Raw genomic sequence first — 13044 nt, forward strand, 5'->3', positions numbered from 1 at the left:
AAGACCTCCCTTGATTATTTAGTCGATTTCCCCAAGGCCTTGGCCACCAGTTGTTCATACAGCTCGGCGTAGGGTTCCACCGCCTGGCACCAGTTGAAGGGCTGGGTCATGGCACGGCTGCGCATGGCGTTGAGCAGGCCTTTATTGGCGAAGACCCGGAACGCACGGCTCAGGGCTTCTTCGTAGCTCTCTACGGTGGATTCATTGAACAGGAAGCCGGTGACGCCATTCTCGATGGTGTCCGCCAGCCCGCCGGTGTTGCGAGCCACGGGCAGCGAGCCGAAGCGCTGGGCATACATCTGGCTGAGGCCGCAGGGCTCGTAGCGCGATGGCATCAGCAGGAAGTCACTGCCGGCGAACATGCGCCGCGCGTCGGTCTCGTTGAAGCCGATGCGCACACCGACCTGGCCCGGGAAGCGCAGCGCCAGTTCACGCATGGCCTGTTCTTCTTCCGGCTCGCCGCGCCCGATAATGGCGATCTGGCCGCCGTTCTCGACGATAAAGCTCGCCACCGCTTCGGTGAGGTCGAGGCCTTTCTGGTAGACCAGGCGCGAGACCACCGCGAACAGCGGGCCGGTGGAGTCATGCAGGCCGAACAGTTCGCGCACGTGGTCGGCGTTGATGGCCTTGCCTTCCCAGTCACCGATATTGAAGTTGTGGGTCAGGTGCGTGTCGGTGGAGGTTTCCCAACTTTCATCGATGCCGTTGGGGATGCCACTGAGCAGGCCCTGCTGGGTCTTGGCGGCGAGGAAACCGTCGAGGCCGCAGCCGAATTCCGGCGTGGTGATTTCCTGGGCGTAGGTGGCACTCACGGTGGTGATGTGGCTGGAATACGCCATGCCCGCCTTGAGGAACGACATCTTGCCGTAGAACTCCATGCCTTCCTGCTGCAAGGCGTGGGGCGGAATGCCTAGCTCCGGCGTCGAGGCCAGGCTGACCACGCCTTGATAGGCGAGGTTATGGATGGTGAACAGGGTCGGTGTGCGTGACCCACGCCAGTGCATATAGGCGGGGGCCAGGCCGGCGGGCCAGTCGTGGGCGTGCACCAGGTCCGGGCACCAGTGGATCTGGGCGAGGTTGGCGGCCATGTCGGCAGCGGCCAGGCCCAGGCGGGCGAAGCGAATATGGTTGTCCGGCCAGTCGCGACCATTGTTGGCGCCGTACGGCGTGCCTTCGCGCTCGTAGAGTTCGGGGCAGATCAGCACATAGATGACCAGGCCGTCCTTGAGGTCCATGCGCCCGATCTTGCACGGCGGCAGTGCGGCGTGGCCACCCAGCTCACCGATGATATGGATCGGGTTGTCGCTTTCCATCACCTGCGGGTAACCGGGGATCAGGACGCGCACATCATGCAAGTGGGCCATGGCGCGGGGCAGGGCCGCGGACACGTCGCCCAGGCCACCGGTTTTCACCAGGTCGGCGAACTCGGAGGTGACGAACAATACCTTCTTTCGATTGGGATTATTACTCACGATCGGCCGCACAGTGTTGGGCAGGTCGGCCAGTGACGTTGGCCCCTCTGCCGCCTTACTAAAACGCTCTCCCTGAGTATCTACAGCGGCACTGATCATAGTTCTCTCCCAATGTTGGTTGGCTAATGGCCCGCTGCCACTAGCTCCGAAGACCGCATCCTGCGGCCAGGCGCACAAGCGCTATACAAACTGGCAAGGCTTATGCCAGTTGCACGGTCGGCTTAAATAGATTGGATGGACGGGCATCGGGTGTGAACCGCGTGCACTCGCCCTACCTTAAAACTGGACCTACGGCAGAGTTCGAAAGTTTAGATTTTTTGCGGGGTTTTTGTTTTGGAAGGGACCCATCGGTCATCAGTCTAGGACAGATTCCAGAGCCTGTAGGGTTTGTGCGGGAATTTTGTAGGACAAAAAACTTGTAACCATATGCAATTGAGGAAGGCGATAGGGTGTGGTGAGCAGGCTTGCGCCGGTTCAGGGCCGCTTCGCGCCCCAGCGCAGGGCAAGCCTGCTCACCACAAAAATTACGCTCACACCCTTAGTGCGGGCCGCACCTGATTGGTGCGTCAGCCCAGCATCCGAATGGGCGCGCCCGTGGTCCAGGCCTGGATATCTTCAATCATCTGCTCATAGAACTGCCGGTAGTTCTGCTCACTCACGTAGCCCACATGGGGCGTGGCGAGTACGTTGGGCAAGTGGCGAAACGGGTGATCGACCGGCAGCGGCTCCTCGGCGAATACATCGAGTGCCGCGCCCGCCAGGCGACCAGTGGTCAATGCCTGCACCAGCGCCTGCTCATCCACAATCGGCCCGCGCGCGGTATTCACCAACCGGGCCGTCGGCTTCATCCAACTCAATGCTTCGGCATCGACCAGGCCACGGCTGCGGTCGCTGAGTACCAAATGAATCGTGAGAATGTCGGCCTGCTCAAACAGCTCGCGCTTGCTGACCCAGGTCGCCCCGGCCTGCGCGGCGCGCTCCGGCGTGAGGTTTTCACTCCAGGCAATCACCCGCATGCCGAATATCTGGGCAAACTGCGCGACCTTCTGGCCAATACTGCCCAACCCGAGAATTCCCAGGGTCTTGCCATGCAGGTCGCCACCCAGTCCCACCTGCCAGCCACCCGCGCGCAGTGAGTTGGCTTCGGTCAGCAGATTGCGCGTAGACGCCATGATCAGTGCCCAGGTCAGCTCCGGCGCCGCCTGCTTGTAGCTGTCGGTGCCGCACACCTGGATGCCCATGGCCTTGGCGGCGGCAATGTCGAGGGCGGCATTGCGCATGCCGCCGGTCACCAGCAACTTGAGGTTGGGCAAACCCTGTAACAGCGCTTGGTCGAAGGTCGAGCGTTCGCGCATGACGCAAATGACCTCGAACGCCTTCAAACGCTCGATCATCGTGGCGGTATCTGCCGGGTAATCGTGCAGGAAGTGCACCTGCCCAACCGCCTCCAGCACCGACCAATCCACCACGCCATTGGCCACATTTTGCCAATCATCAATGACTGCGATCTGTACCGACATGCACGCGTGCCTCGAAAAGTTGGATTAAAGGGCGCTCAAGCCCTGCAACAGCGCCTGGTGAAACTTCGCCGGTTCTTCCATCTGCGGTGCATGGCCCAGGCCCGGGAACTCCACCAGTGTGGCATGGGGAATCAGTTTGGCCACTTGCTTGCCCAGTACCGCGTAGTTGCCGATCCTGGCCTTGACCGCCGGCGGCGCAACGTCTTTGCCGATGGCGGTGGTGTCGGCGGTGCCGATGAGCAACAGGGTGGGCATCTGCAGATGCTTGAACTCGTAGTACACCGGCTGGGTGAAGATCATGTCGTAAATCAACGCCGAGTTCCATGCGACCAGCGCGTGGCCGGGGCCATTGCTCAGGCCCGCATACATGTCTACCCAGCGCTCGTACTCCGGCTTCCAGCGTCCGACGTAATAGGTATTGAGCTGGTACTTGCGAATCCCCTCGGCGCTGACTTTCTGTTCTCGCGCATACCATTGGTCGACGCTGAGCGTGGGCACGCCCAGGGCTTTCCAGTCTTCCAGGCCGATGGGATTCACCAGCCCGAGCTGCTCGGTCTGCTCGGGGTACATCAACGCGTAACGGGTGGCGAGCATGCCGCCGGTGGAATGGCCTATGAGCGTGGCCTTTTGAATGCCGAGTTTTTCCAGCAATTGATGGGTGTTGAGGGCCAATTGCTGGAAGCTGTACTGGTAGTGGTCGGGCTTGCTGGCACTGCAGAAACCGATCTGGTCCGGTGCAATCACCCGATAACCGGCGTCGCTCAGGGCCTTGATCGTGCCTTCCCAGGTTGCGCCGCAAAAGTTCTTGCCGTGCATCAGCACCACATTGCGCCCGTTCGGCTGGCCCTTGGCCGGCACGTCCATGTAGCCCATTTGCAGGGCTTTGCCTTGGGATTGGAATTGGAAATGTTCGAGGGGATAGGGGTATTGGAAACCTTGCAGCTCAGGGCCATAGCTGGCGGCGAACGCCGGGGCGGCGCCGGCCGTCAGCAGGCCGGCGATGCAAAAAACGCGGGATAGAGGCATGGGCGGGGCTCCGGACAGAATGCTCGGATGCTGTTTGCGCGGGATTAACGGGGGATTAACACCCATTGCAGGGTCACGGCGGCGAGCACCGCGTATCGCAGGCCCTTGGCCAGGGTCACCAGCAGCAGGAACCGCCACAACGGTTCACGCATCACCCCGGCCACCAACGTCAGCGGGTCGCCAATGACCGGCAGCCAACTGAGCAGCAGCGTCCAGTGCCCCCAGCGCTGGTAATGATGGCGGGCCTTTTCCAGCTGCTTGTCGCTGACCGGAAACCAGCGACGCTGCTTGAAGTGCTCCACCCAGCGCCCCAGCCACCAATTGACCAGCGAGCCGAGGACGTTGCCCAGGGTGGCGATACCCAGCAGCAGCCACAGGCTGTAGTGCCCGCTGATCAACAGGCCGACCAGCACCGCTTCCGATTGCAGGGGCAGTAACGTCGCCGCGCCGAATGCGGCAAGAAACAGCCCCAGGTAACCCATCGGCACCGATCAGTGCGCCGGGTAGTCCGCCAACACCACATCCTGGCCATCGCGGGTCAGGCCGATGACTTGATAGGCCTCGGCATGGCCGTCCATTTCCATGCCGGGCGAACCCATGGGCATGCCCGGTGCGGCAATACCCAGCAGGTCGTCGCGCTTGCGCAAGGCCAGTACCTGCTCGGCGGGCACATGGCCTTCGACGAACTTGCCGTCGATCACGGCGGTATGGCACGAGCCCAGGCGCGGGGCCACGCCCAGCCGTTGCTTGACTGCACTCATGTCGGCTTCGACATGGTCTTTGACCTTGAAGCCGTTGCTTTCCAGGTGGCTGATCCACTTTTTGCAGCAGCCACAATTGGCGTCGCGGTGCACATCGATGGGGATCAGGTCGGCGGCCTGGGCCAGGGTGGTGGTGAACAACACTGAAAGCAGGGCCAATCGCAATGGGATTTTCATGGAGGTCTCGTCCAATACCGGGCAGTAAGCCGGGCATTCTCCCTGCTTTTATCCGTGGGACGTCGGGTTAATGTTTCAAAATTATACGGAGAGCGAGTTTTCCATCCGCTGCTTGAGCCGGTCCAGTGCAATCGCCGACAGCTCGATCATGCGTTCATGGAGGCTGGCCAACTGCAATTCGGTTTCATAGGTCAGCACGCGCTTGAACAGGGTGCCGTCGCGAAAGGGCTGCAAAAAGTAATGAATCGAGCCGTCGACGGCCAGTGAGGTGAACACCGTCTTGAACTCGTCGGGACGCCGGGCGATCTGCACGCGGTAGCTCATGGGCACGCGCACGCCCAGCAAGTCGATCATTTCGGTAAAACGTGCGCCGGCGGGGAGGGGGCCGCTGGTGCCGGTGTCGGCACCGAGGGAGGTGGGGTGCCATTCGTGCCAGCGATCCGGTTGGGTCACATAGTCGTAGACGGCATCGATAGGGGCCTGGATAAAACGTTCCTGACTGATCCGATCCAAGCGGACCGACTGCTCGACAGCGCGCATGGCACACCTCCTGTGTGGCTGTGAACTGTCAGAATAGTCCCACTCCCGCACATTGCACGGGAGTGTTTCAGCCATTTATCAGCGCACCTTGAACCGGCCCATCAACGCAATCACCCGGCCATTGGCGTCCAGCAGGCTTTGTGTATTGGTTTGCGTGGCATGGCCGCTCTGCACCAGCTCTTCGACCATATGTCGGATATGCACCATGCTGCGGTTGATCTCCTCGGTCACCGCGCTTTGCTGTTCGGCAGCGGTGGCGATCTGGGTGCTGAGGTCATTGATATGGCTGACCGAACCGGCCATCTCGTCGAGGCCGGTGTTCACCCGTGCCGTGGCATCCGCCGCCGACTGGCAACTGGCCTGGGTGTTCTCCATGGCCGCCACCGACGAACTGACACCGGTGGTCAGGCGTGCGAGCATTTCATTGATCTGCGAAGTGCTGGCCTGGGTACGCGCCGCCAGGGCGCGGACTTCGTCGGCCACCACCGCAAAACCACGACCCTGCTCGCCGGCCCGCGCGGCTTCAATCGCGGCGTTGAGGGCCAGCAGGTTGGTCTGGCCGGCAATCGCGCCGATCACGCCGAGGGTTTCGGTGATGCGCGCGGCGTCCTGGCGCATGTTCTCGACGGTGTGAGTGGCACTGGCGACCTCGCCGATCAGCGCACTGACGCTGGTGGACGCTTCACCCACCACCACGCGGGAGCGGTCGGCGTGTTCGTTGGCGCGCTGGGTGAACGAAGCGGTTTGCGCGGCGTTTTGCGCCACTGTGTCGGCGGTGGAACTCATCTCGGTGATGGCGGTGACGGTCTGGTCGGTCTCCGAGGCGTGGCGCACCAGGATGCTGTTGGTGTGGGCCGAGGTGTGCTGCAATTGCTCAAGGCCCGATGACATGGCGCCAGTGGCCTGGGTCACTTCTCCGATCATGTCTTGCAGGTAGACGATAAAGCGGTTCACCGAATGGCCGATGGCGCCCAGTTCGTCTTCGGCGCGGATGGTGATGCGCCGCGTCAGGTCGGCATCGCCGGTGGACAGTGCGTCGATGTTGGTCTTCAGGATTTTCATGCGCTGCACCAATTGGCGGATCGCATACACCGCCAGCAGCACCAGCAGCAACACCATGGGGATCTGCAACAGGGCCAGGCTGCCGAGTACGTCATCGCGCTGGGCGGTGATCAGCGAGGTGGGCAGGGCGGTGGCGAGGAACCACGGCGTGCCTTCGATGGGGCGCATGTAGAAGGTGCTGGCCACGCCCTGGTTGTCGAACTCGTTGCGCTGCAAGGCTTGGTCGCGATGGGCCAGGGCCTTGCTGACCTGGGCGGCAAAGGCCGAGGTGCCGGTCAATTCACTGATGTTCTTCAATACCACCGGGCTGCTCAGGCGCGTGCTGTTGCTGATGATCTTGCCATCGCCTTCGACGATCAGCATTTGCCCGCCGATGTCCTTTTCCTTGCTGGCTACCAGTTCGTTGAAGAAGCCCAGGGTCACGTCGATGGTGGCCACGCCGTACGCCGCGCCGTCACGCTGGATCGCCATGGCGCAGTTGGTGCGCGGCTCCTGGCTGGCGTCGTCCTTGTAGGCCGCGGCCCAGGCACATTGGCCGCGTGGCGATGCGAGACCGCCCTTGTACCAGCTCTGGTCGTAATAGTTGGGGGCGGGGTCGCTGTTCCAGAAGGTGTTCACTGCCAGCTTGCCCGAGGCATCGCGGTGCCAGAAGGTGCTGTGCTTGTTGCGCCCCGGCGTGCGCTGGTTGGGCAGCGGCCAGATACCGCCGCCGAAGACCTTCAGCTCACCATATTGGTCGACCAGGCCCGGCAGGACCTTGTCGATGGCATCGCTGTCGAGCAGGGGAATGGTCTGGGTGATGGTGCGTTGCTGGGACTGAACCTTGTTGAGTTCGCCCTGGATCTGCTCGGCCACCTCACTGATGCGGTTGAGCACCACCTGTTCCTCGGTATGGCGCAGCGTGGGCGCGACCAGTTGGCCGATGCCGACGACCGTCAACACGAACAACACCAGGACGAACAGCACCAGGAACAGGGTATAGCGGGCTTGGATGGAACGCAGTGGGGGCATGGGGGTCGTCCTTACGAAGCGTTTATTATCGACGCGGCTGTTTTGGAGCTTCGTAGGGCTATCGGCGGGGATTGGCACGTCTTTAGGTACCATGGTGCAAAGTTTGTTGGACGGGCACGTAGCGAGGCCGGCCGCCGGCTCGCTACGCCCGGCTCATCAGATGCCGTCGCCCTGATCACTGTGCTCGAATTTGTGTGTTTTTCTTAGCGGTTTACCCATCTCCTGGTTCAAGGCGTTCTCCATGAAAGGTCGCGGATTGACCGTGCTCGGCGGCGTAGACGGGTCGTTGTCGAGGTCTGCGGGTGTTGCGTTGCTGGGAATGCCAATGACCTGGCGTTCGTAATTTCGAACCGGCACCCACGCTCCGGATTGCAACTGCTCCTGGTCTTCACCCTCGAGGAATGTGCCGTTGGCGCCATTGAACGCATGGCCGTTTTCATGGAATAGGGTGGTGACGGGCGCTACGACGTTGGTGTGGTCAGTACTCTCAAGGACTGCGTAGGGGTCATAGGCGATCGAAGCATTCCTGGCGCGGGCGCCGGGAACGCCGTTCTTGAGGGTGCCGTATTGTGTCTCATCGATGTTTTCCTCTTCCTCGGATGTCTGGTTGTCCGGCTCAACGCTGCCAAAATCGTAGCTGGTGTCGCCTAAGGTCACCTGCCTGATCTCGACCGTTGCGCCATTGATTGCTGCCAGCTCATCCATTTTGGCCAGGGCCTGCTGGCCAAGCGGCGAACTGCGTAGAAACTCGAGGTCATCGCTCACTTGCTGGTTGAATCCCAGCGTTCCTTCGGCCACGGTAAATGCTTGCTTGCCGGCGTTGCTGGGTTTGACCTCGGTGAAAGTCGACCCTTTGCTGCGGTCGAATCGGTCATGGGCATTGGCGTAAATCAGATCCTTGCGCCGGTTATTCCAGATACGGTCGCAGCCTTTGCCGGTGTAGAAGGTCGTGCGGTCATGGCCGATAAGATCATCATTGCCGTTGCCGCCATGGGCAACGGTGTGCCCGCTGCCGGCGTAGAGTTGGTCATTTCCATCACCCCCATCCAGGTAGCTCTGTTTGGTCGAGGGGCCATATCCGGCATAGAGACGATCCTTGCCGTTATTACCGTACATCACGGCATTGCCGCTTCCGCCGATGATCGTGTCGTCACCGTCGTTGCCGGCTGCAAAGCCCAGACCGCTGCCCAGTCGCAGCACATCGTTACCATTGCCGCCGTACAATCTGCTCCTGCCGCCTCCGGCCTGGATGTAGTCATGGCCATCGCCGCCTTCAATGTCCACCCGTAGCTTGACGTCATCGTCGATGATCACCGTGTCATTGCCGCCTTTGGTCTCGATCCAAAGGCCCTGTTGCGGGTCTTGTTTGATTTGATTGTCGAAAACATATGACTTGCCGTTGATACACACCTGCAGCCGGTTGCCCGGCCAGTTGCGTACATGCACGCAATCCGCGCCGTCACCGGTTTCCAGCATCAGCAGATTCAACTTGATCTTCGGGTTTTTGGGATCTGATGCGTCCCATACGATTAACCGGCCGAACTTGATATCGCCGTCGATATGCAGGGTATGCGAACGTTCATTGTAGATGCCTGGCGTCAGGTCGGCAGGTGGGTCATAGGGCGAAGCTTCAGGCATGTTGCGAGTCGCAGGAAGGGCGGACTGAGCAGTGGGAAAGGTTGGTGAGGTGGTTGCAGAGAGCATAAGTGAGTCCTTCACGAGTGTTGTTAGATATTCCTGATTGCCTATCAGGCCTTTCCATTACGTGGAGGCATGCGCCGAAACGTTCCCGATGCGGGAGCCGGTCGTGGTGCAGGATATTTCGTGGGCGCAGCCTCGACCGCTGCGCCCGGATTTGAGCCGCTATTGGTGCACCAGTCCCATGGACGTCTCGGGGTAGCGCGGCCCCGCCGCAGCGCCCGCCGGGAACACAGACGTGAGTGCCGTCAGCTCGGCCGGGCTGAGCGTGATGTCCAGGGCGGCGACGTTTTCTTCCAGATACTTGCGCTGCTTGGTGCCCGGAATAGGGATCAGGTAATCACCCTGTGCAAGTACCCAGGCCAATGCCAGTTGCCCGGCGGTCGCGCCTTTTTCGGCAGCGAGGGCCTGGACCCGCTCTACCAGTCGCAGGTTGTGTGCAAAGTTCTCGCCCTGGAAGCGCGGGCTGGAACGGCGGTAATCGTCTTCGGCGAAATCATCCGGGCTTTTCAGGGCTCCGGTGAGAAAGCCACGCCCCAGCGGGCTGTAAGGTACAAACGCGACACCCAGGCGTGCGCAGGCTGCCAGGCAGCCGTTGTCTTCCTGGTCACGGCTCCACAGGGAGTATTCGCTTTGCAGGGCGCTGATCGGATGCACCTTGTGCGCACGCTCCAAGGTGGCGGCGCTGACTTCGCTCAGCCCCAGGTAACGCACCTTGCCTTGCGCGACCAGTTCGGCCATGGCGCCGACGCTTTCTTCGACGGCCACCTCGGGGTCGATACGGTGTTGGTAATAGAGGTCGAGGGTCTCCACGCCGAGGCGCTTCAAGGTACCGTCGATGGCCTGTCGAATATACTCGGGCCGGCCATTCACGCCGCGCACTTCTGGGTTCGACGGGTCACGCACAAAGCCGAACTTACTGGCCAGGAACACCTGGTCGCGCTTGCCGGCAATGGCTTTGCCAATCAATTCTTCATTGGTATGGGGGCCGTACATGTCGGCGGTGTCGAGCAAGGTGACGCCCAATTCCACGGCACGATGAAGGGTGGCGATGGCTTCCGGGGTGTCGCTGCCCGAGGTATAGAAGTCACTCATGCCCATGCAGCCGAGGCCGATGGCACTGACGTGGGGACCGTTCTTACCGAGTTGACGAGTGTGCATGGGTGCAGCTCCTGATGAGGTAGGACGCCATTGTTACCCTCGACAAAACCTGGATAAACCGGCTAAAAGCACTATCACTATTGGTAATTTCTAAATAATCCTCCTGGAGTCGGCCCTTGGATCGTTTTAACGCCATGCGTGTGTTTACCCGGATTGTCGAGTTGGGTGGATTTGCCAAGGCCGCCGACAGCCTGCAACTGCCGCGCGCGTCGGTGACCATCCTGATCAAGCAACTGGAAGCGCACCTGGGCGTGCAGTTGCTGCAACGCACCACGCGCCAGGTCAGCCCGACCCTGGACGGCGCTGCGTATTACCAGCGTTGCGTACAGCTGCTCACCGATCTGGAGGAAACCGAGGCGGTGTTCTCCACCCGCCGCCAGAACCCACGCGGCACCTTGAGCGTGGATATGCCCTCGGGGATCGGGCGCTTGATTGTGATTCCCGCGTTGCCGGCGTTCACCGCGCGCTATCCGCAGATCGAATTGGACATCGGCCTGAACGACCGCCCGGTGGACCTGATCCGCGAAGGTGTGGATTGCGTGCTGCGCGGCGGTCCGGCCCTGGATGAGTCGCTGGTGGCCAGGCCTTTGGCAATGATGGACCAGTTGACCCTGGCGAGTCCTGTGTACCTGGAGCGCATGGGCATACCGGCGGGCCTCGACGACCTGGCCAATCACCAGATGGTCGAGTATGTCTCCACGGCCAGTGGCAAGCGGTTCGGCCTGGAGTTCCTGGTCGACAACGCCGTGCACTCGATCCAGTTGCCCAAGCGCGTGGCGGTCAACAGCTCCGATGGTTATTTCGCTGCGTGCGAAGCCGGCTATGGCCTGATTCAGGCGCCGCACTATCATGCGATGCGGCAACTGGCCGAGGGCCGCCTGGTGCCCGTGCTGGCGCAGTTGCCGGTGCCGAAAATGGCGCTGACGGCGCTGTATCCGCCCCATCGCCAGTTGTCACAGCGGGTGAGGGTGTTTGTGGATTGGCTGGTTGAGCTGTGTGGTCGGCCGGGCACCGGTTTGCAACGCTAGGCCTGGGCCTTGCGATAAGCGCCGGGTTGCTGCCCGGTCACTTTGTGGAAGGCTCGGGTAAACGCTGCCACAGACTGATAACCCACCGCCACTGCGACATCCGCGACCGTCTGGTCCTGCTTGAACAATTGGCAGGCGTGGCGCATGCGCATCATCAGCAGCACCTGGCCGGGCGACTGCCCGCACAATTCAGTGAAGCGCTTGAAAAAAGCCGAGCGCGACAAGCCGGTGCAGGCCGCCATGCTTTCCAGGGTCCAGGCGTCTGCCGGGCGAGCAATCAGGTGTTCCAGCAGGTTCGCGAATGCCGGCTGGCGACCCAGCGCGGCCAGGCCACCGAGTTGGTTGTTATCGAGCACTTGCTGGCGCAGTACATACAGGAACAACAGGTGGCACAGGCGCTCGAGCAAGGCCGCGGAAGGCGCCGGGTCGCGCTGGCACTCCTGCAGGATCAGCTCGAACAGGTTGCGGGCGGCCGTCAGCGAGGGGTCGCCGGCCCGCAGGACGATCCACGCGGGCAGGGTATCGACGATCATCGCCGACAAGCCCGACTGGAAGTGAAAGAACCCGCACACCAGCCCCACGCCGTCACTGGCGCTGCTGTCCAGGGGCAGCATCGGGCGTCGCGGACATTCCCGCGCGCCGGCCGCCGTGGCTTCTCCGGACAACCGATACTCAAGGTCACGGAGCAGGAACACCGCGTCGCCGTTGTTCAACTCGACGGGCGTGGGTTCGCCGGCGATATGCAGCCAGCACTCGCCCTGCACGATCAGGTGGAAACTCGCTCGCGCCAGGCCGTGGGTGCTGGCATGCCAATCGCCGCAATAGCGCCCGACATGGAACAGGCTGGTGTTGAGTTCGAGGCTGTCTAATAACCAATCGACAAGGGCACTGGAAGAATTCATCTAATGGAAAGACTCAAGAGCAAGTAATCGCTACTTTAGCCTATTGAGAGGATTTCTTATAACCAACAGACTGGATACACGACCCCTCAGGAGACCGCTCCATGTCCCGTGTACCGCTACTCACCCCGCAAACCGCGCCACCCGCCGCCAAGCCGCTGCTGGAAAATGCGCTGAAAGCCTCGGGTTTCATCCCCAATCTGCTGGCCGTGTTGGCCAATGCCCCGGCGGCGCTGGAAACCTACATCACCGTCTCGGGCCTGAACGCCAAGGCCGAGCTGAGCCTGGCCGATCGCGAAGTGGTGCAGTTGATTGCCGCCACTACCCACGGCTGCGATTTCTGCGTCGCCGGCCACACCGCCGTGGCGCGCAACAAGGCCAAGCTGCCGGAAGAGGTGATCGACGCCCTGCGCCAGCGCGGCGAATTGCCCAATGCCCGTTATGAGACACTCGCTGCCTTTACCCGGGAAGTCATTGCCACCCGTGGCGATGTCAGCGATGCCGGTTTCGAGGCGTTCCGCGCCGCCGGTTACACCGAAGGCCAGGCCCTGGAAGTTATTTTGGGGGTGAGCCTGGCAACCCTGTGCAACTTCGCTAACGTGTTTGCCCGTACCCCGCTGAACCCGGAGCTGGCGCAATACCGTTGGGAAAAACCGGCCAGCTGAAGGGCAGGTGGCCCTGCTGCTTTG

12 protein-coding genes are annotated in these 13044 nt (G+C 61.6%); 2 read left to right on the plus strand and 10 right to left on the minus strand.

The window, feature by feature from the left end; translation table 11 throughout:
- Positions 1-14: 14 nt before the first annotated feature.
- The 9 genes from glgA to Q8X51_RS15690 all read right to left on the minus strand — a co-directional run bounded on the left by glgA (position 15) and on the right by Q8X51_RS15690 (position 10428).
- A complete protein-coding gene (gene glgA / locus Q8X51_RS15650) occupies positions 15-1571 on the minus strand; it encodes a glycogen synthase GlgA (RefSeq protein WP_074846904.1) in 1557 nt (518 codons plus the stop codon).
- Positions 1572-2038: 467 nt separating this feature from the next.
- Positions 2039-2992: a D-2-hydroxyacid dehydrogenase family protein gene (locus Q8X51_RS15655; protein WP_407694450.1), complete on the minus strand. Its 954-nt coding sequence runs from the start codon at positions 2990-2992 to the stop codon at positions 2039-2041.
- A 24-nt stretch (positions 2993-3016) separates the two neighbouring features.
- Positions 3017-4018, minus strand: coding sequence for an alpha/beta fold hydrolase (locus Q8X51_RS15660; protein WP_065948307.1), 1002 nt, complete (start codon positions 4016-4018; stop codon positions 3017-3019).
- A gap of 44 nt (positions 4019-4062) precedes the next feature.
- On the minus strand, positions 4063-4500 hold the full coding sequence (locus Q8X51_RS15665) for a YqaA family protein (protein WP_027606736.1): 438 nt from the start codon (positions 4498-4500) through the stop codon (positions 4063-4065).
- A 9-nt stretch (positions 4501-4509) separates the two neighbouring features.
- Positions 4510-4956 (minus strand): DUF411 domain-containing protein, encoded by a 447-nt coding sequence (locus tag Q8X51_RS15670; protein WP_065927328.1) that lies wholly within the window; start codon positions 4954-4956, stop codon positions 4510-4512.
- An 81-nt stretch (positions 4957-5037) separates the two neighbouring features.
- Positions 5038-5496: an SRPBCC family protein gene (locus Q8X51_RS15675; RefSeq protein WP_065927329.1), complete on the minus strand. Its 459-nt coding sequence runs from the start codon at positions 5494-5496 to the stop codon at positions 5038-5040.
- A 78-nt stretch (positions 5497-5574) separates the two neighbouring features.
- Positions 5575-7569, minus strand: coding sequence for a methyl-accepting chemotaxis protein (locus tag Q8X51_RS15680; protein WP_065948309.1), 1995 nt, complete (start codon positions 7567-7569; stop codon positions 5575-5577).
- 156 nt (positions 7570-7725) lie between these two features.
- Positions 7726-9273 (minus strand): M91 family zinc metallopeptidase, encoded by a 1548-nt coding sequence (locus Q8X51_RS15685; RefSeq protein ID WP_407694449.1) that lies wholly within the window; start codon positions 9271-9273, stop codon positions 7726-7728.
- A gap of 159 nt (positions 9274-9432) precedes the next feature.
- On the minus strand, positions 9433-10428 hold the full coding sequence (locus tag Q8X51_RS15690) for an aldo/keto reductase (protein WP_323146097.1): 996 nt from the start codon (positions 10426-10428) through the stop codon (positions 9433-9435).
- A 116-nt stretch (positions 10429-10544) separates the two neighbouring features.
- Between Q8X51_RS15690 and Q8X51_RS15695 the strand changes: the two genes are divergently transcribed.
- Positions 10545-11456, plus strand: coding sequence for a LysR family transcriptional regulator (locus Q8X51_RS15695; RefSeq protein ID WP_065927332.1), 912 nt, complete (start codon positions 10545-10547; stop codon positions 11454-11456).
- Here the strand turns inward: Q8X51_RS15695 and Q8X51_RS15700 are convergent.
- Positions 11453-12358, minus strand: coding sequence for an AraC family transcriptional regulator (locus Q8X51_RS15700; RefSeq protein ID WP_065927333.1), 906 nt, complete (start codon positions 12356-12358; stop codon positions 11453-11455). The genes Q8X51_RS15695 and Q8X51_RS15700 overlap by 4 nt on opposite strands.
- 101 nt (positions 12359-12459) lie before the next feature.
- Between Q8X51_RS15700 and Q8X51_RS15705 the strand changes: the two genes are divergently transcribed.
- A complete protein-coding gene (locus Q8X51_RS15705; RefSeq protein WP_065927334.1) occupies positions 12460-13020 on the plus strand; it encodes a carboxymuconolactone decarboxylase family protein in 561 nt (186 codons plus the stop codon).
- Positions 13021-13044: the final 24 nt, after the last annotated feature.

It is taken from the genome of Pseudomonas sp. Yb2C2 (genome assembly GCF_052112325.1).
GTDB classification, from domain to species: Bacteria; Pseudomonadota; Gammaproteobacteria; order Pseudomonadales; family Pseudomonadaceae; genus Aquipseudomonas; species Aquipseudomonas marginalis.